Source organism: Candidatus Taylorbacteria bacterium (assembly GCA_039934295.1).
In the GTDB taxonomy this organism is placed as follows: Bacteria; Patescibacteriota; Minisyncoccia; order Phycocordibacterales; family HO2-43-120; genus HO2-43-120.
In genome coordinates, this window is the sequence record JBDTMN010000007.1 from 38,540 (window position 1) to 58,817 (window position 20,278).

The window sequence follows — 20,278 nt, forward strand, 5'->3', positions numbered from 1 at the left end:
TTGAGTTTTGATTGTTGAAAGAACCATTTTTTTACATTGCGTTCCTAAGCAAAAACCAACCTTTTGTGTAAAAGGTTGGTTTTTGGTCTGGATACGGTCTACTTATGCCAAAACAAAAATCAGCCTTCTACGTTGGGTTTGCATGGACATTTTCATCGAAGCTGACTTCTGGAAAATTAATAGTTTCATTTGAGACATGATAGCAAATGGTGCGGTGGACGTCAATCACATTATGTGGCGGAGTATCATTATGAAGTTTTCAGAAAATTAAAATGCCACGTCCTATTAGACATGGCATGGCTTGAATCGTTACCGTCTATTTCGTTCCATTAGTAATTGCATCAAGATCAACCTTTTGCACCAAAGGACTTGGTTCGCCAATTGTGTGACCTGCAGGAAGTGGCGAATACGACCAAACGACATCCGTGACTCCGAGGAACCGGTTCAATCGTTCTGTCGTGTTTGGAATAAAAGGCTGTGAGATCCGACGGAGTGTATCTGAAACAATGCAACATACGGCGAGGGTCTCTGCAACATGCACTCGATCGGTACCAAACTGCTCCCATGGTTTTCGATGTTCAAGATAGACATTTGCATGTCGCGCTAGATTCAGAAGTCCATTTAGTGCAAGACGTAGTTCTGCGTCTTGGATATGCTGGCCAACAGCTCTGAATATGGCTTCGCACTCTCGCATTAATTCCAGACTTTCTTGACTGACTACCTCAACATCTGGAACAGATCCAAAATAGCGATGGGTCATTGAAAATGTCCGATTCCAGAAATTGGCAAGGACACCGATCAACTCAGCGTTCACTCTTTGCTGAAAATCCTGCCATTGGAAGTTAGTGTCATTCGTCTCCGGGCCACTCGCTACGAGATAAAAGCGGATAGCATCAGGCTCGAACTTCTCCAAAACCTGTGGGAGCCAAACTCCAATTCCTTGACTTTTCGAAAACTTGACGCCTTCGAAGTTGAGGAACTCACTCGAGATAATCCGATCTGGCAGGTGAAGTCCAAGTCCCATGAGTATTGCCGGCCAAATAATCGTGTGGAACGGAATGTTGTCCTTGCCGTGCACATAATAGTGGAGAGAATCAGGATTTTCCCACCATTCACGCCACGCCTCGGGACTCCCATGAAGTGTGGCCCACTCCTTAGAACAGGAGAGATACCCACAAACCGCCTCAAACCAAACATAGATACACTTCTCCTCGAAACCGATGACAGGTACAGGGATACCCCATGAAAGATCACGAGTTACGGGCCTCTCCTTGAGACCCTGTTTGAGCCAACTTTTAGTGGTGGTTACCGCATTCTCACGCCATCCCCTTTGTGCAACCGACCATTCTTCGAGGCGGTTCTGAAACTTGGGCAAACATAAGTAAAGATGAGTGGAAGGACGCCATGAAGGTGTCGCTCCGCACGTCTTGCATCGAGGATTCTCTAGCTCCTTAGGTGTATATGGTTTACCACAAGAATCACATTGGTCTCCCCGAGCCGAAGCTGAAGCGCACCGTGGACAAGTTCCTTCGATGAATCGATCAGGGAGAAAACGTTGGCACGTGTTGCAATAGGCTTGCTCCTCCTCATGGGACACCATGTGTCCCTCGGAATGGAGGGTCGCGAATACATTTTGAGCGACTCCTTTGTGGAAATCTCCCATCGTCTTTGAATAGAGCGAGTAACTGAACTTGAGCTTCCCGACGAGCGTGTCCACAAACTCATTGTGATATCGTGTAGCAACCTCACCTGGTGAAAGTCCCTCTCGATCAGCAGTCACGAGAATTGGAGTTCCATGACAATCGCTCCCCGAAACAAACAACACGTCATCACCACGTGCACGGTGATAGCGAGCAATAACATCTGCTGGTAAGAGTGCCGCTACATGGCCAAGATGTAGTGAACCATTGACATACGGCCATGCTGCCGCAATAAGTACTTTTTTCATTTTTTTCCTTCTGCTTATGTTCAGGTTTATACGTCAGTAACCGCAGTTTCAAACTGAGTGTGCAACAAGCACCAGTGTCCCTCTTTTAAAGAACACTCACATCAAACTAACAGAAGTGACTAGTGTTGTCAAGCAACGCAGGGGTTCGCGAAATCATATTTTAAAGTCACTAATTTATAGAATATATAAGCTTACCTTTTATTTTTTTTATCTTGATTTGATCCATCACGTTTCGATGATCCCTGTTTATTTGCATAGTCATATCAGGAGGAAGTGCGTCACCCTCAATATAGAAAGCGAGGAATTTTCTTCCATACAATTCAAAATAGAAAACCGTTTCTTGCGTCACTTTTTCTTGTTCAATAGATGCAAGGGCCTCTTCGTACCTTTTTCCCATCACTTCCTTCGCCCATTTTTTTACGGGTTTCTCACTATTTATCTCCATTAGAGAAAGCTTTTTATCCATATGAAAATAATACCACATTTAGTAAAAAAGAGATGTCCGAAGAACATCTCTATGTGACTTATCTCCAATTATGCGAAGGTGAGGTGACGCATAGCGAGGAGTCGGAGATTTGGTTCGAACTGTTCCTCCCCTGGAATCGCCAGGAGGGGTGATTCAGAGTGGCTACACATGACACGATTTGTCGGCGGATCTTTCTCCCAAAATGCCTGATCCACGTGTCCATTGAAGATCACGTTCAGGATGTCGAGCGTGTAGTCATACAGCTCACAGATCGCCGCCACTTTTTGCTCTTCGTCGTGGTCAAGAGGGCGATGATGCATGAAGTAACCGATGGCCTCGCGGCAGAACTGTTCGTACCTTTCCGTGTGAAGGATGTGGGCGTGCCAGTAGGGGTCAACCATGTACCCAATTGCATGCATGTTCTGCGGGTTGATAACCGCGACGGCGTAGTACTGCTTCAAGGCATAGATTGCCCGTTCCGATTCCATCGGAGTAACTCCTTGCGAACGCAGGTCGAGTTCGGCCTTTTTCGCGATGCGCGAGTAGTCTTCGCTATCAACGCGTCGTAGAAGTCCCATTTGGCGATCAGACACCTTGATTTGGACGGTATCTGCAACGTTTTTGCACCGAGACTGCCAGTTACCAGGCAAGGGCGTAACGTTATTTACCCACGTTAGCACAGGGTTGAAACCAGTCTGTTTCATATTTTTGCTTTTCCGAAGTGATGTACACTACAGTAATCATCCAATCTCACAATGAGAGTCGGTACTGTGATAAACAGTACTATACATGTTATCTGAAATTTGTAAATGAGATGATCCGATGTTTCAGTCATTCATTGTTTGTAATAAAAAGTATTCTCATAGTATAATGAATTATACAACTATATGGATAAGAAATCAAAAACGTTAGTCGCCATTATCATTCTACTTGTCTTTTTCACCATTGGATATACATTTTATAAAACAATTATCCTTCAGGATTTCATTACTGTTGATACGTCTGATCAAGAAACTGGAGATGAGTCATTAGATAGTCAGGATATCTAAAAAATATGGAAGAAGAATTATTTAGTTCAATAGACCTTGTTAGTCAATGCCTTATTGATGAAGAAAAGACGTCGGCCTTTGACAAATCGATCAGAAGACAGATCAAATCTAATTTTGAAGTTCTTGACATTGGAACAGGGTCAGGAATTTTATCCCTTTTGGCTGCACGAGCAGGGGCAAATCACGTCACAGCACTCGAATTTGACCCATATATAGCAGAGATTGCAAAAAATAATATTAAACAGAATCACTTTGAAAATGTGGTCAAGGTGTGCGTGGGAGATGCAAGAACGTATGATTACGAAAGAAAGAGCCCATTTGATATGGTGCTTATGGAAATGTTGTCTACCGGAATGGTCGATGAGTATCAAGTTCAGGCTAGCAATAACTTGCACTCAAGAAAACTTATTTCTCCTTCCACAATTCTTCTTCCAAATAAACAGATGACCTATGTTACCTTGTCAGAATTTGATTTTACTGTAGGCGGGTTTGAGATGAAGATGGTTAGGCATCTTTGGAATCATAACGAAAACAGGAATCTTTTGGATTTAAAAAGTTTCCCGACTCTTCTTAGTAACATTGATTTTTCCGCATTAATTGAAGAAAAAGGAAAATATTCGATTGAATGCGAGGCAACCAAATCTGGGAAAATAAACAGCATTTATTTTACAAGCAAAACAATTCTCAGCGAAACAATCTCACTCGATGACACAAGCTCTCTAAATGCTCCTGTAGTCATTCCGATTCCCGAAAAAATCGTAAAGATAGGAGAAAAAATAAAATTGGAAATAAAATATAAATTTGGAGGGGGATATGAAAATTTTACTGTTGAATTCGATTGATTTATTGAATAATCGGGATATTAGCCTTTTCTTCGCCGACTCAAATGAGCAGTGTAGACACAAATGTAGATAAATGTTGGGTCATTATTTTTTAATCATAAATATATGAAAGATGTACATAATAAAAAAAACGAAAAAGACGCTGATTTTCTTTCTCAAATACCGAATTGGGAAAAAAAGTATAAGGAATCAGATGAAGCAGCCATATCGTTTAAGAAAGCAGAATGGAAAGACGCAAAAGCAGTCTTCTCTGAGCATGATCTCAAGATTTTTGGTTATGCGGTCATGGAGGATTGGGAGACACCATATATGGAAGAACTTGCAAATATTGCTTCGTCAAAAGGTGGTGTTGTTCTAGAACTAGGTTATGGAATGGGTATTTCTGCTAGGTTTATTCAAAAGAGCCCCATATTAAAACATATTATTATAGAGGCAAATAAGGAAGTTGCGGATGAAGCGAGAAAATTTGCCAAAACTGCTAAATATGAAACTCAGATTCTTGAGGGTCTTTGGGAAGAAGTAATAGATGATGTTGCTGATAACTCTCTCGATGGTATATTATTTGATACATACCCTTTGGCAGAAAAAGAGCTGTATCAAAATCATTTCACTTTTTTTCCGTTCGCCTACAAAAAGTTGAAAAATGGGGGAGTGTTTACTTACTATTCAGATGAAGTCGATAAGTTTGGGGAAGTGCATCTTGCAAAGTTACAAGAAGCAGGATTCCAACTTAAAAACATACATTCTAAAGTTACAAAAGTTACTCCACCAGCTGATTGCGAATATTGGAAAGCGGAGACAATTTTAAGCCCAATGATAATCAAGTAATTTATGGAGGATCTATATTGCTCATTAGCAGTTCCACAGTTTGCGACTTTTTTTGATTTTAGCTTTGCACCGACCTTATTATTTTACGCATATCTTCCCGTAATAGTTATTTCCCTCTTTCTCGGATTTTATATTCTTTTAAAAGATAATTATTCTCTTCAGAGTAAGCTCTTTTTCGGAATCTCGATTTCGTTCTCCTTGTGGGTGCTCAATATTATTGTTCAATGGGTGGGAGTATATGGTCAAATTGTTCATTTCTCCTGGCAAATATCAGCAATTCTTGAAATTTTCATCCCAATATTTGTAGTCTATTTTATTTATGTCTTTGTAGAAAAGAGAGATGCATCCTATTCATTAAAATATTTTTTCTCATTGGTTATAGTAGCAGTAACTTTCTTGACTCCGTATAGCTTCAATATGCAATCATTCGATCTTGCTAATTGTGAATCAAACGTAGGTCCTCTGCTTTATGGAGTGTACGGGTTTGAAATTCTTTCTATTTTTTGGATCATAATGATTGGAATTAAAGGATTAAGGGGTTCATTTGCAAAAAATGAAGACAAAGATTTCAAGGGGCAGATTTTATTTTTGATATCGGGTGCTTCGATTTTTCTCGGTCTGTTTGCCGCATCAAATATTTTTGGAGAAGTAACCCAGATTTATCAAATGAACTTGGTCGGCCCTCTCGGGATGGTTCTTTTTCTTGCCTTTCTATCTTATCTAATTGTAAAGTTTAAGACATTCCATATTAAACTTCTAGCGACGCAAGTTTTTGTATTTTCGCTCTGTGCGTTATTGTTCGCTCTTATTTTTATTAATGAGATTTCTATTAGTCACATAGTAGTTGGTGTAACACTCTTCATGGCTATCATTTTGAGCGTATTCTTAGTGCGAAGCGTCCAAAAGGAAGTAGAGCAGAGGGAAAAAATTGAAAAGTTGAATGAGCAGTTGGAAGGGCTGGTACATTTCATCAGTCATGAGATTAAGGGCTATTTGTCAAAGAGCGCCAGTGTATTTGCGGGGATTATAGATGAAGATTTTGGACCGATTTCTCCCGAGCTCAAAAATGCTTCAGACATAGCTCTCAAGGCAAATAGAGCAGGTGTGGAGACGATTATGACGATTTTGAATTCCGCGAATGTGAAGAAGGGGACAATGACGTTCACTATGGCTCCATTTGATATAAAAGCGTCTGTGCTTGCGCAAGTCGAGGAGATGAAGCCTACTGCGGAGGCAAGGGGTTTGAAATTGGATGTACATATTGAGAATGCCGATTACTTGATAACAGGGGACAAGGAGCAACTTGAAAAGCATGTCATTCGGAATCTTATAGACAACTCTGTGCGCTACACAATGAAAGGAAGCGTAACTGTGTCGCTCAAGCGCCTGAACGACAAAATTCTTTTCACCGTCAAAGACACGGGAATTGGAATAACCCTCGAAGATAAGGGCAGACTATTTACCGAAGGGGGAAGGGGAATTGAATCAGTGAAGGTGAACGTCGCCTCGACCGGCTACGGACTCTTTTTTGCAAAAGGTATCGTTGAAAAGCACGGCGGGCGCATCTGGGCCGAGTCTGAAGGTGCCGACAAAGGAGCGACATTCTTCGTCGAGTTACCAATAAAGAAAGCAATAGCTAATTCCTAATATCTAATTTTTAATAAAAGTGTTGCTTTAAAAAAGTGTTGCCTTAAAGCACAAAGGTTGAACCTTTGTGAATGATGCGGGGGGGGGGTTGAAGCCTGACAGGAAAGTTGAAACTTGAGACTGACAAGGGCGGATTTTCGGCAGCATTTATGAAAATTTTATCTCGTGTTATAATAAGGTAGTTATGAAAATCTCTCCCCTAAAACAACGTGATGAATCAGCATGTGGTCCAACAACTATTGAGATGGTTTTAAAATATTTTAATATTAAACACTCATATAAAGAAATCGCCACTGTTTCAAAATACAAAGAAGAAGAGGGTTTTTCGAATACTGATATAGTATACACCCTCAAAAAATTTGATCTCAATGTGAAAGAGAAAATAAACACGCAGTGGAGCGATCTTGCGTTTTATAATAAAAAAAATAACGTTATCATTCTTTCGTGGATGCTCGATGGATACATCGGTCATGTAAGTGTTCTGGAAAAGATTACCAAAAGTCATATCTACCTTGCAGATCCACACACAGGAACAACTAAGAAAATACAAAAAATAGTATTCATGCGTCTTTGGATGGATTACGACGGTATGTGGTATCCGGTAAAAAATACAGATATTCAGTTACGCTGGATGTGTGTTGCTTCAAAGAAAAAGACCCGAAGTAGATAAATCTACTTCGCAAGAGGTCTGTAAATGTATATCTCAATCCGTGTCAAGGTTTAACCTTGACACGGGCTTTCCTGTTTAGAAATCGGCAACCTCTGCGAGAATGACATGGTGAGCAGTTGAATACTCCTTGATTTTGTGGTAGATTTTAGTCATGAAAAAAATTAGAGCCGGAAAAAAACAGCTTCCCATTGTTATTGAAAAAGACAGTGACGGATTTTATGTTGTTGAATGTCCTGTTTTTGACGGCTGTTATAGTCAGGGCAAAACGTTGGATGAGACAATCAAGAACATTCGGGAAGTAATCGCGCTCATTCTCGAGGAGAAAAACGGACGCGAGATGTTAAGCGTATATTGAACCGAACAGAGGTTGAATCTCTGTTTAAACTTGGAGGTCTTGCCTCCAAAGTGATACGAATTAAATATATGAAGAAAAAACTAGCAATCCAGTTGTCAGTAGTTGCTTTGCTCATTTTCGGGATTTTCATACTGAAAAATGTTTCGAACGATACCTTAGGTGAGCCGACTTTAGTGGATTCATTACCCGAACCAAGTTCGGAGGTTTTGTTTGTTGGTCAGCCCATAGTTACAGGTGGCGAACTTACTATAGGGGATGTAGCAGGTACTTTCACTGGTAGCACCACCGACCAGATAACATATACGAGCAATCCGATTCCAGATAGTGCAGGACTTTTCGTACACACAATGTCAGGATCATTTGGTATTCAGTATGCAACCACTTCTTCATCTGCTAATCCGTTTTCATCATGTGAAAAAGAGTTTGAGGCGACTAGGCCCGAAGTGATAAGCATTTCAAGTCCCGACTCAAGTTGGATTGATTTTAGCGATAAAAAATATGGATACACTTTTAAAATGCCTAAGCACTGGACGGTGAGTCATATCGCGGGATATAGCCAAGAAAATACAAAGATAGATTTTAGCAATCATGCTGTAATTATTACAAAAATTGATTCTGCAGGAGATAATCTCGGTGCAGGTGGCGTATTGGTATGCAATCAATCGGATTTTTCCTCAATTAAAATTGATAGTCAGTATATTTCCAGGTCAAAGACACCAACTATATATGAGATGAGTACTGAAAAGTATTTCAATTTCTGTATTATGGGTACCGCATCGGATAATGGGTGCCGTTCTCCTATTAAACTGGGCAGTAATTTCTATCAAATTGATTATGTTCTAGAAAAAGGTGACACATTCGATTCTAAGCTACTCAAAGACATGGACACTTTGGTCAGCACACTTAAAGCAAGAGTAAATTAATAAAGTTATGAACCGCACAATGGTTCAACCTTTGTGAACTTTGTTGATGACGTGGGGCTGTAGACTTGACATGAAGGTTGAACCTTGGGTTAGTCTAAAGTGAATTTGACATTTTTCGTGGCTATGTATACTTAGGGCAAACACCCTTCATGATACGATATTTTGCCTTTCACAAAATAATTCGTAGATTGAGAAGACTCATAGAAAAAGTGATACTCTATTGTCTTGTATTGTCACTTTTGACATCTCCGACGGCGCAAGTCTTGGCTTATCAAGGCGACTTGTCCTTGCGCTCTCCAATTCAGGAAGATACGAGAGCATTTAGCGAGCTCTTAAATGAACTACAAGCAGGCGACGAGTCGTTAGCTCCCGGGGTGACGACTTCGGATGTGCCGGCAAATGTTGTCAATGAGCCTTCTCCCCTTGAACAACCGCAAGCTCACGTATCAAATGGGACTTCAACCGCGACAAACGCAGAGTCTACACCCACACCTACTCCTACTCCCACCCCTTCCTCGACTCCCACTCCCACTCCTTCTTCATCACCTACTTCGACACCAACGCCGGCACCTTCTCCTACCGCAACTCCATCGGCAGAATCTTCGGCACCCGCGACAGAAGAAGCTGTTGCAACCACAACCGAAGAAATAATTCCTCAAAATGCAAAGTTCAAAAAGAACAGCAATTTATCTATTGAAGACGAGTTAAAGGCAGTTCGAGAACATCTTGTCAGAAATATACTCCCGCAAGTCGCGCTCGACCGACTCACGGCTTTCGAAGAGCAATTGAAAAAGGGTCCGGAAGAAAAAGGCTTACTCGGCAAAGCATATGATTTTGTAATGGGTAACTCGGACGAAGAAAAGGAAAAAGCGGAAGCGGAACGGCTCATCAAACAGGAACCGTTCAAAGTCGAAACCTTCGAGGGGGAAATTAATACTGCTCCTGCGGATAGATATGAGCGAGATTTTTCCCAAGCAAAAGAGCAGGGAAATATGTTCAAGAAGATTGAGAAAATCTTCCAAAATGGAACATCTTTCAATTCGAATTTTGATAAAACAAAAAAAGAGGGAGGCGTACTGACGTGGATTTTCGGCTCGGGAGAAGCGATAGCAGACGCAAGCAATAATCCGAATGACTATCTCGCCCCGGGTGGCGAGATAACTTTTTCACAGGCGCTTCAAGACGAGGCAAACTTGCTCGGCAAAGATCCGCTCACCATGTTGAACTTTGTCCGAAACAACATTGAGTATGTGCCTTACTACGGCTCGAAGAAAGGCTCCTCTCCCACGCTCATTGAACGCGCTGGTAACGACATGGACCAATCCTCGCTTTTGATTGCAATGCTTCGATATAGTGGCATCCCAGCTCGATATCGGCAGGTGGACGCAAAGATGGACATAAGCACGGTTACAGACCTTTTGGGGGTTGATTCTGCCATATCTGCCGCGCAGATTTTGTCGCTCGAAAAAATACCTTACACACTTTACACACAAAACGGAGAGCCGTTTTTCGTCGTCGAACACACATATGTTGAAGCATATATTCCATACGGTTACAGCCGAGGCGCTGACATGAAAGACGGAGGAACGAAGCAATGGGTGGCGATGGATCCTTCTGTGAACTCATATTACTTTGAGCGATTTGCTGATGTGGTAGATATTTTGAATACAAACGGTTTCACTATTGAAAAATTCTTCGATGATTATCTCAACGGAAATTATCCGTCGATGGAGCCACTTGGAGCATTTAAGAGCGAGGTGACAAGATATTTAGCTTCCCATAGCCCTGAATATTATCCGGATCTCAACTATGATGATGCCCTTATGAGGTCTTATACGAACGTTCAAAATCTTGAATTTATTCCGGGCTCACTTCCTTATAAAATTTCTGCAGATTTGAATACATACGATTACATACCATCTGCACTCCGACATTCGATCAAGTTTACTATGCAGAACGATAGCAATAACAACGAGGTGCTTAACTACACAGCCTATGTTTCAGACTTGGCGGATAAAGAACTTCTCATTGCCTATGATGCCGCAACTCCAAATGATCAAACCATCATAGATTCTTTTGATACCATTTATGACGTGGTCCCGCTCTCTATCGTCAACGTAAAGCCGAAAATAAAAATAAACGGCAATGCTGTGGCGACAGGCGGTACACCTACCAGCATGGGGCAGAAGCAAAAGTATTCTTTGGAATTTAAAGTGCCTGTCCGGTCAATTGGCGGAGCAATAACTGAAAATATTTCTGACACAGTTGATAACAAACTTACCACGGGGAACACGGAAGCCATTGCGCTCAATACCGACCGAGTAGTCCCACGCGAAATTCGTCCGAAGGCGGATACACAATCGAGTAGCTTCATCTCCAATCAGATACTCCATGAAAGCTCGCTCAATTACTTGGATAGTTTGCAATACACCCAGCAGGAACTATCAGCCATAATGGGTGCTGACTTTACCCATATTGCCACACAGGCCGCGGTTTCAAACGGTCTCGCCATAACATACAGCAACGGACAGCCCTACTCCTTTGACTGGAAGGGTTTACGAATCGATTCCTCATCAACGGTTAGATATTTTAATAGATTTGGAGATACTATTAATGCTCACAAAAAAGAATTTATTGCACTGTTCGGTCTCCAAGCATCCCAAGACGAGTCCGACATCTTTGAAGACAATTTCAACGTTGAATCAGTGGCGACAGTCAAGGGCTTGAAGCTGGTATCAAGCGGTCGTTTCCCGGGAGTAACAATGCGCAAGATTACAAAGGCGAACGAAAGTGATATTGATTCCCTCAATATCTCCGCAAGCACAAAGTCGGCCTTTCATTCAGCGATAGGTGATGGAAGAAGCATCTACACTCCTACGGCACCCATAACGTACGGACAATGGCAAGGTCTCTTCTATATCACTATTGATTTTGCGGGCGGAGGCGGGACGTATGCTATTGGCGAAGGATTGAATGGGGGGTACACTGTGGAGGTATTTTCAAACGCCGCCCAAAATTGGCTTCGTCATCATACTGGATATGTCGACGCAATCATTATTTCTCCAAGCAATAATCAATCATTCACGAAACCGGCAGATATACAATGGGAAGTCTTCTACACAGCCCATCCTTTCGGTTTAGGGATTTATACCTGGACGGACAAAAAGACAATCAGCTCAGAGAATATTGAAAAGGGCCTTGTAGTTTTCAGTGCTGGTTATGGAGCGCCGCAGAAAGTTACAGTGAAAATAAAAGAAAAGAGGTTAGGTGATTTGTATCCTGGCTTTGATAAATTGTTCTTCAAATACGGATTGAAAAATGACATTCCTCCAGACCTCCTAAAATCAATGGCTTATCAAGAATCATGTTGTACGTACAGCGATGTGTTAAAGCAAAGTATATTTGATGCTAAGGCGTATAGATACGAAGCCCACAAAGATTATGACTGGTACTCTGGTCCAAGTGCAACAGCTGCCGCTCGCATAAAGAGCCATCCAGAGAGACATTTCGCAGTTGGGGGCACTGCAATTCATGGTTCTGTAGAACAGGGTGATCAAGTTCCTTCAAAATCGCAGTATCTTGAATGGAGTAAGCGCATGAGTGGATATCAGGACGGTTTCGATATTAGTGCAGATGAAGATGGTAATCTTACCGCTCAAGAATTGTTAGATAAAAATCCAGATAGGTTCTGGGTCCTGTATAAGGATCCAGGGGAAGATTGGAATTTTACAGCGCAACTTTTACTTGCTTCGAGCTACGGGATTTTGCAAGCAATGTACGAGACAGCGCTAACCAGATTAGTTTTAGCTGACCTTGAGAAAAGACGTCCTGCTACTGATCCAGCCGAGAAACCACAAGATGCTGTGCCAATCATAAATTTATTTGATCCTGATTTGAGTATAAAAATAGGGGCTAATTACTTGAAAATTAAATATAATATAAATGATGAAGACTGGTGGTCAGCTTTAAGAGATTACAATGGGGGTGGTAAAGGGGCAGAAAGTTATGCCGATGCTGTAATTTCAAGGTGGAATAATAAAGAAGGAATATTTAAAGAAATAATCGAATAAACAATATGTCTAAAAATACTATCAAAATTATTACATCAATAGGAATACTCGTAATTTTAGGAGCGAGCTTCTATTATTTTTCAAGTAATTCAAAAAAACAGGACCTGCAAACGACAACTTTGGCACCATCTCCGGATAGTGACTTTGATTCGAGCGACCCGTATGACAGACAAAATCGTATTAATGATGTCATCATTACAAAAGGTAAAGATTATCCGAGATTTTCCTTAACAAAAGATGGTCCTAAGAATCTCATCATTACCTATTATCTGATTAATCTAAAAAATTTACACTCGGAAGACATGAATCTCCGCAGACACTCGGAAGGAATTTTGGTTTTTGAAGAAAAAACTCCCGGAGAAATTAAACTTATTTGGGAAAGTGCGGATGAATTTACTGACCCAAGAGTAAAAGTTGGAGTATACGACCTAACGGCTGACGGAGTAAATGAACTCATTGCTCTTTTGGATAATGATCAAGGTGGAGCTATGTTGGTATATAAGTGGAATGGTGATGGCTTTGACCTGATTACCCCTTACGATGAGCACATCCGTCCAGACGGAAAAGTGTCGCCCTCCCTGGCGTTCGGTGCGGACTCCGGTATGACAAAGATCTACGACGTCGATAAAGATGGTATTCCAGAAATTGTTTTTCCATTTGATATTAGATTAAATTGGGATGAGAGTACATTGAACTTCAACTACCGAAAAGTATATCGTGCCTACAAATGGGATGGTTCAAAATATTATTTATGGAAAGAGCAGAAACAGTCCTTTACCCCGTCGACAACAGAAGATCAATATTCTGTTATAAGTATCTTAAACAGGCTTGAAAATTAGCGAACTTTGCAACAGAAAAGAAAGAGTTTCAGTACGTGAAGAAGATTATATCCCATTAAAATTGTATGGAAAATAAAAAAATTATTATAGATTTAAAAGGAATTAAAAATGAGAATGATATTCAGTATAGATTTTATAAATCTATTGATTGCTTTTATTCTTATTCGGAAAGTGAATTTATTGAAAAAGTAAAAAATGATAATTTAAATGCAAGTTGGGCAGCCTTTGAAGATAATATCTCTGGATTAGATATTAAAGAAAACGGAGAGAGAATTAAAGAATTAACTTTTATTGTTACAAATATTTTAGATTTAAAACAAAAGCTTTCTCAAGAAGCATTAATTAATCTTTTGCTTATTCTTTCTCGTTTAACTGATCCCGCGCAAAGGATAGATGGTATAAACTTCTTTTTTCAAATTCGCCTTAAGGATTATGAGCCAGAAAAAGAAGAATTGCATAGTAGACTTCACAGAGGATTACCTGGAGGTAAAGATATGAATAATTAATTAAAAAATAAATGGAAAAAATAGACAAATTTAACGAAATAATTACAAAACCGTATAAAGGTAGGATAAGTAGAATACATTTTATTATTGCTTTTTTTCTAATCTTACTTTCAATACCAGTATTTATTTTGTTGCTTTATAAACTAAACCATTTAATAAATAGTGAAATATTTAGCAACATTATAAAGTTTATTTGTTTTGCTCTTTTGGTTTTTATGATGGTGGCAATGAAAATAATCGCAACTCGTCGAGGTCAAGACTATTCAACACGCCATGCATCTTTACTTTTTCCACTGCTCCCAGTGTCACTCTTTACATTTTTTAGAGGAAGTGACAAGGGTAAAAATGAATATGGTGAAGAGCCTGTAGGAAGTTTTGTTGAGGAAGTTATACTATACAAATCAGCACCAAAAAAAATAAATCCGATAACTCATAAAATGATAACATAAAGATTTCTGACATCTTTTTACCACTTTTTTACCTAATTAATTTATGAATTACATGAAAACAAAACAAAATATCTTTTCAAAAACCATCTCTGCTTTTTTGGTTGTCGTGATGGTTTTGCCGGCGTTTGTTCCTCATGCTGTTTCGGCCGCGGTGCCGACACCGCAGGGCTCTGTGTCACTCGCTTCCCTTATTCACATTCCGGAGGTTACGATTGGAGCAGAGGTCTATGGAGATATCTCTCGTATTAACTGGGACGAGAAGGTAATAATAAATGGTGAAAGTGTTGCGCTCAACTCTGATGAAGCTCTCAACGTGCTTGACATACCTCTCGATATTAAGGAATTGGTGAAGCAGTATCGGAGCGACAAATCCTCGATTGATGGAACGTTTTTCATGTGGCCTTCGACGAAGACCGAAAAGAAAGGGCTCATGGACGATGGTCTCCAGTTTTCCATTGCGAAAAAACTTGTCGAGGAAGGTCAGCTTCCAGCGAACTATTTTGACCTTGTCGCGCAGGGCTTTGTTCAGCTTGGAAATACTGTTTTTGATGGCGCAAGCGCGAAGGTGTTGAATCCCGAGGCAATTACGCCTGTTGAGCCCGATGTCAAGATTCTTGATGTTACACCTGTTGAACCCGAGACAAAGATAAAAAAAGTTTCTTTGATTGAAAAGATTTGGAATTCAATGGGGCGCGCAGTTGATAACCTGATAGCTTTCCTTACACCGAAGAACGCCTATGCCGATGTGTCATCTGTGAGCCAACGCTCAATCGCATATCTTGTCGGCAAACAAAATACGGACGGGTCGTGGGGCACTGCCACTTCCACTAAATTTATAACGACGGTCGCGGTCCTGGACGCGCTTCAAGTGAATGGGATTACCGGAACGACGACGGACAACGGTGTTACGTGGCTCGATAGTTATATTATTGATAACAATGATTATCTCGCTCAACAATTAAAAATAATGGCTCGAGCCGGAGCTGGCACATCCACAATAGCATCGCTCGTAAACGATATTGACCAAGATACGGGCGGATTTGCCTTTGACCGAAGCTACGAAGCTGACCCCATTACCACCGCGAAAGCAATTCAGGCGCTTCATGCCTCCGATTACAAGGACGAAGGGGGTGAACCGAATGTTACTGCTTCACGCGCAATCACCTATCTCATTGGCAAACAACGATTTGATAACGGATGGAGCGTCTCCCCAAGCGGAGTAAGCTCAATACCCGCGACAAGCGAAGTAATTGAAGCTCTTCTGCTTTGGAAAAACCGCACACTTGGCGCCACAAAAGTAAATGACACGCTTGACCCGGCGGTTTCGTCTTTTGTGAGCACGCAACTATCGAACGGCACTTGGGGAAATGATGTCCTCAACACTGCGCTTGCCTACCACGCAATCAAAGCCGCCGGTCAAACCCCCACCTTTCAACTTAAGACGGTAGAGTATTTCGAACGCGAACAGAAAAGCAGCGGAAGTTTCAGCGACGATATTTATATAACGGCGAAGGTCGCGAAGGCGCTCTCGATTGCAACCAACTCGGGACAACTTCTCATTACCGATATTATCCCAACCTCAATCATAGAGACCGGCACAACGACGGTATTCAAAATTCGGATGACGAATCCCGGCAATTTAGCAGTAGATTCTGGCACGCTTCACATCATTGCGGACGATGTTCTCACTAGTTCGTTCGATTTCCCAACCAACCACATCGTTGTGAACGCGAACTCCTCCACTGACGTTACCGTCGGAATCAACAACACAAGAAACTACCTCGGCGCTGTGAAATTCAAAGTATTCGTCGAGGGAACAAGTGGCGTGATTCATCCGGGGTCGCGGTATGAGGAAACTCTTACCTATGCGGGGGCATCTGACGGCCGTCCGGCGCTCCCAATGTATTTTGTAGCGTACAAAAATGTTTCCGGAGGCAAGGCCGCGATTACCTGGAAGTGGCCGGTGAAGAGCGATCCGAAGCTCAAAAATATTGTGCTCATGTGGCGAGCGGCGGGCACATCTACATGGTCATCGCGTAACATTACTTCAACAACGACCTCGTCCGGCGCGACAGTAACACCTGATGGACTTGTAAACGACGCTCTGTACGAAGTCACGCTTGGAACATCTGATTCTGATAATGCAGGACCTCTTTTCTTTTTTAGCGGAAGTAGTATGGCGTCAATCAAGGCAAGTAGCGTCGTTCAAAACTATACTCACGGAACTGCGACGGGCAAAGTAAAGGCAATCGACGGAATTGTGCCCGAGGTTCAGATTCTCGGCGTGACAGCGTCCACGACCGCGCAGTCCGACAAAGATGGAATATTCCTCCAGAAAGATATTCCATGGGGGACAGGATATGCTCGCGTAAATGATTTTCGTTATGAAGCATACACGAGGAAGTTCGCGACGGCTGACACCAATATTTCGGACATGAATGTATACACGAACCTGAAGCCGGATACTGCAAACCCGACTGTCACCGGCGTTTTTATTGTGGGCGAATCGGACAGGGTGATGGAAAATAAAAAAACGAAACTGATTCAATACACTGTTGGCGATGACATTGGCTCACTCGGAGGCATTGTCAAGAGCGCGACATTCTACTATTACGAACCGAACGATTTAACTTGGCACCTTATTGGTACTGAACAAGGCTTACTCACCGGCACTCGCACGTACGCCTGGACTATTCCGGGCAACCTGCTTGGAACAGGATACAAGATCAAAGTGATTGTTCGAGATTTTGCCGGCAAAGATTCTGCGGAAACGGAATGGGGAGGGACCTTTGAAATTATTGCCGGCAACACTGCTCCAACATTTGTCTTTAGGGCGCCGGTCGCGGGAGTGCCACAAAATGCAGACAGAACGTATGTTATCAAATGGACTGATGATGACCCGGACGACAATGCGTCAATCACACTGTATTACGATTTGGACAATAATCCGAACAACAGCAACCAGGTCATAATCAAGAAAATATTGGAAGATGACCCAATCAATGAATATGTTTGGAACACCTCTCCAATTGCAAATGGCCCCAAGTTCTTGAGAGCCGATATTGATGACGGTCATAACGGGACAGTCAGAGTCTACTCGACTGCCTTAGTAACTATCAAGCATCAAAAACCTCCGCCCGATGTGTTGGAAAAACGTCGACCTGGCTCTGTAGTGGATTTCTAAATTTTTTAGAACTACCGGCCCATGTCAAGGTTTAACCTTGACGTGGGGTGTCCAAAGCGTCTCTTTGGACAGATGGAACACTTTGGACAGATGGAGGGATTGGAGCTAGCGAGATTTGTTGATATACTGTTCGCATGTCAAAAAAGATATTGCTTTCGGGGGTGAAGCCGACGGGGAGGCCGCATATTGGCAATTATTTCGGCGCGATGCGTCAATTTGTGACGTTCCAGGATGAATATGACTGTCATATTTTTATTCCCGACCTTCACGCGCTCACTTCAGTGCAGAATAAGGAAGAGATGAGCCAGGCGATTTTGGATGTTGCGATTGATTATCTTGCAATCGGGCTTGACCCCGAAAAGGCGCTTCTCTACAAGCAATCGGATATCCCAGCTCATGCCGAGCTCGCGTGGATTTTCAATTGCATAACCACGATGCCGTATCTTATGCGAGCCCACGCTTTCAAGGATGCCGAAACGAAGAACAAAGAAATCAATGTCGGAGTATTCGATTACCCGATGCTCATGGCGGCGGACATTTTGCTCTATGATGCCGACCTCGTGCCTGTGGGACTTGATCAGAAACAGCATATCGAGATTGCCCGCGATACGGCGGAGAAATTTAACAGGATTTTCGGCGAGACGTTCAAACTGCCCGAGGCGCACATGATGAAGGAAGTGGCAGTGGTGCCCGGGACAGATGGGCAAAAGATGAGCAAGAGCTACAAAAATACCATTCCTTTATTTGCAACGGATGACGAGCTTAGAGATTTAGTGATGGGCATTGTGACGGATTCCTCCGCAGGAATGCCAAAAAATGTTCGAGCCATTCACGAGCTTCTTCGCGACAAAAACTCTCTCGATACTCTCTACGAAGAAAAAAAGGGGAAGTACAAAGATTTGAAGGAAGCACTGCTCAAAGACTTGACCTCACTCATTGCGCCACTTCGCGAGCGACGTGAAAAAATTGCTAAAGACGAAAAGAAAGTTTTGGAACTTTTGAAAAGGGGAGGGGAGAAGGCTCGTAAAGTCGCCCAAGCCAAAATGGAAATTGTGCGAGAAAAAATTGGCGTGAGGCTCTACTAATAACATCCTTAAAAACTGGAGTTTATAAGGATGATTTAGATTGGGTCCTTTTTATTTTTTTATGTTTGAGCGAAAAAAACTCCGCGAGGGTCTCGCGGAGTGTCTATAGTCTTGCGACCTTCAAGGAGCAACGCCATGAACCGAACATCTCGGTTTTTCATCAAGCGACGGGATCGAGTAGGTCCCCAAGGAGAGACAGCGCGGTTCTTGGGCAAAATAGTTCGTCGGGGTTAGGATTTCCCCCTCCAAGACGAACGCAGGTGGAGAAATGTGCCAGGTCGCGCCCTCAATTCTCTGTTGCTTCTTCCACGCCTTTTGCGCTTCCCCAATCCTCTTGAGATTCTTGAGGCAGGCTTCGCGTTTTTTGACGGAGTTTAAGTTTCCAAATAGTATTGTCGAAACTGGTATCGCAATCATTACGAGGAAAGCGACTACGATGCCGAGGTCGACGACGTTAAACTTAGGCTTGCTGTTCATGCTCATAACTGATGTCAGGTTTCAGGATATTTGGTCTTTTTTGACTTGGAGGCCTCGCCTCCAAGTGGGGGAGGCTTCAATTCAAATTGGCGACAGATAAGCTCCCTGTGCTTCACTGTGTCTATAATGCAGAGTCATTTAGGATTGTCAATAACTTGGAGGCGAGGCCTCCAAGTGGAAAGGCAATCAATCAATCAATCAATCAATCAAGATATCCCGAAAATTCTTTTCACACTCTTTTCTTTCAATAATATCTTTGAGAGAATCAAGGGCAAATTTTTTGTACCCATTGACTGTGTATTGTCCGAGAATAATATCTTTATCGCATATACCTTTTGAATTTGGGACGATATATTCATTCCAGCTGGATTTCACCAACTTGGAGGCCTTGCCTCCAAGTTGGTGAACTTCATTATTTAAATTAACGTAGGCGCTGACATGAAGGAGATACTCATTTGAACTGATATGTGACGCCTTATATTTGCCCTGAAAAAGGCAGCCCGACCGATCGTACCTTTCATTAAAATACATGGTATATCCCGTTCCTAGTCTTTGCATAAAAAGTTCGATACCCTTCTCTGCTACAGGTGTGACGATGAAATGAAAGTGATTGGGATTCAGACAGTATGCAACAAAAGAAACGAGTGGATTCGGCTTTTCATTATCAATTTTTTGAAACGATTTTTCGTACAGACTTCCTATCGGGTCTTCTCTATTAAATTCAGTCATACTAAGAAAGAAGCGATTTACATCGACGATGGAATTAAAAATAGCGCGTTTGTCCACCCCTCGATTGTAGACGTGATAGTACTCGCCCTCAACAAAATTTACTTTTCGCAGTGACATGAATATATTGTAGCACTTGGAGGCGAGGCCTCCAAGTTGATGTATAAGGCCACCCATCTTTGCACTCTCCGCCTCTCGTTAGTTGATAACGGTT

18 protein-coding genes are annotated in these 20,278 nt (G+C 42.1%); 13 read left to right on the forward strand and 5 right to left on the reverse strand.

The features are described 5' to 3' along the window. Positions 1-316: 316 nt before the first annotated feature. The 3 genes from metG to ABI430_02890 form a co-directional block, all read right to left on the reverse strand. Entirely contained in the window at positions 317-1,978 is a 1,662-nt protein-coding gene (gene metG / locus ABI430_02880) for a methionine--tRNA ligase (protein MEO8637819.1), read from the reverse strand. Between the two features lie 139 nt (positions 1,979-2,117). Beyond that, positions 2,118-2,414, reverse strand: coding sequence for a DUF6176 family protein (locus tag ABI430_02885; protein ID MEO8637820.1), 297 nt, complete (start codon positions 2,412-2,414; stop codon positions 2,118-2,120). A 68-nt stretch (positions 2,415-2,482) separates the two neighbouring features. Further along, complete coding sequence (locus ABI430_02890) at positions 2,483-3,118, reverse strand: hypothetical protein (protein MEO8637821.1); 636 nt, start codon at positions 3,116-3,118, stop codon at positions 2,483-2,485. Positions 3,119-3,301: 183 nt separating this feature from the next. Between ABI430_02890 and ABI430_02895 the strand changes: the two genes are divergently transcribed. The 13 genes from ABI430_02895 to trpS all read left to right on the forward strand — a co-directional run bounded on the left by ABI430_02895 (position 3,302) and on the right by trpS (position 18,861). Continuing rightward, the gene (locus tag ABI430_02895; protein ID MEO8637822.1) at positions 3,302-3,463 is read left to right on the forward strand and encodes a hypothetical protein; all 162 of its coding nucleotides are present in this window, start codon (positions 3,302-3,304) and stop codon (positions 3,461-3,463) included. Positions 3,464-3,468: 5 nt separating this feature from the next. After that, the gene (locus tag ABI430_02900) at positions 3,469-4,305 is read left to right on the forward strand and encodes a 50S ribosomal protein L11 methyltransferase (GenBank protein MEO8637823.1); all 837 of its coding nucleotides are present in this window, start codon (positions 3,469-3,471) and stop codon (positions 4,303-4,305) included. Positions 4,306-4,410: 105 nt separating this feature from the next. After that, positions 4,411-5,133: a class I SAM-dependent methyltransferase gene (locus ABI430_02905; protein MEO8637824.1), complete on the forward strand. Its 723-nt coding sequence runs from the start codon at positions 4,411-4,413 to the stop codon at positions 5,131-5,133. Between the two features lie 3 nt (positions 5,134-5,136). Beyond that, positions 5,137-6,780 (forward strand): HAMP domain-containing sensor histidine kinase, encoded by a 1,644-nt coding sequence (locus ABI430_02910; GenBank protein ID MEO8637825.1) that lies wholly within the window; start codon positions 5,137-5,139, stop codon positions 6,778-6,780. A 184-nt stretch (positions 6,781-6,964) separates the two neighbouring features. Further along, the gene (locus ABI430_02915) at positions 6,965-7,450 is read left to right on the forward strand and encodes a cysteine peptidase family C39 domain-containing protein (protein ID MEO8637826.1); all 486 of its coding nucleotides are present in this window, start codon (positions 6,965-6,967) and stop codon (positions 7,448-7,450) included. Positions 7,451-7,601: 151 nt separating this feature from the next. Next, the gene (locus ABI430_02920) at positions 7,602-7,805 is read left to right on the forward strand and encodes a type II toxin-antitoxin system HicB family antitoxin (protein ID MEO8637827.1); all 204 of its coding nucleotides are present in this window, start codon (positions 7,602-7,604) and stop codon (positions 7,803-7,805) included. Between the two features lie 68 nt (positions 7,806-7,873). Then, on the forward strand, positions 7,874-8,728 hold the full coding sequence (locus tag ABI430_02925) for a hypothetical protein (GenBank protein ID MEO8637828.1): 855 nt from the start codon (positions 7,874-7,876) through the stop codon (positions 8,726-8,728). 149 nt (positions 8,729-8,877) lie between these two features. Further along, complete coding sequence (locus ABI430_02930; GenBank protein ID MEO8637829.1) at positions 8,878-12,798, forward strand: transglutaminase domain-containing protein; 3,921 nt, start codon at positions 8,878-8,880, stop codon at positions 12,796-12,798. A 5-nt stretch (positions 12,799-12,803) separates the two neighbouring features. Continuing rightward, the gene (locus ABI430_02935) at positions 12,804-13,637 is read left to right on the forward strand and encodes a hypothetical protein (GenBank protein ID MEO8637830.1); all 834 of its coding nucleotides are present in this window, start codon (positions 12,804-12,806) and stop codon (positions 13,635-13,637) included. 65 nt (positions 13,638-13,702) lie between these two features. Further along, positions 13,703-14,143: a hypothetical protein gene (locus tag ABI430_02940; protein ID MEO8637831.1), complete on the forward strand. Its 441-nt coding sequence runs from the start codon at positions 13,703-13,705 to the stop codon at positions 14,141-14,143. 11 nt (positions 14,144-14,154) lie between these two features. Next, entirely contained in the window at positions 14,155-14,592 is a 438-nt protein-coding gene (locus tag ABI430_02945; GenBank protein ID MEO8637832.1) for a DUF805 domain-containing protein, read from the forward strand. 52 nt (positions 14,593-14,644) lie between these two features. Next, complete coding sequence (locus ABI430_02950) at positions 14,645-17,776, forward strand: prenyltransferase/squalene oxidase repeat-containing protein (GenBank protein MEO8637833.1); 3,132 nt, start codon at positions 14,645-14,647, stop codon at positions 17,774-17,776. Between the two features lie 134 nt (positions 17,777-17,910). Further along, positions 17,911-18,861 (forward strand): tryptophan--tRNA ligase, encoded by a 951-nt coding sequence (gene trpS, locus ABI430_02955; GenBank protein ID MEO8637834.1) that lies wholly within the window; start codon positions 17,911-17,913, stop codon positions 18,859-18,861. A 120-nt stretch (positions 18,862-18,981) separates the two neighbouring features. Here the strand turns inward: trpS and ABI430_02960 are convergent, their stop codons facing one another. Together ABI430_02960 and ABI430_02965 are read right to left on the reverse strand one after the other, a co-directional pair. After that, positions 18,982-19,338 carry a hypothetical protein gene (locus ABI430_02960; protein ID MEO8637835.1) on the reverse strand — a complete coding sequence of 119 codons (357 nt, stop codon included), beginning with the start codon at positions 19,336-19,338 and terminating at the stop codon, positions 18,982-18,984. 198 nt (positions 19,339-19,536) lie between these two features. After that, the gene (locus ABI430_02965) at positions 19,537-20,184 is read right to left on the reverse strand and encodes a transposase (protein ID MEO8637836.1); all 648 of its coding nucleotides are present in this window, start codon (positions 20,182-20,184) and stop codon (positions 19,537-19,539) included. Positions 20,185-20,278: the final 94 nt, after the last annotated feature.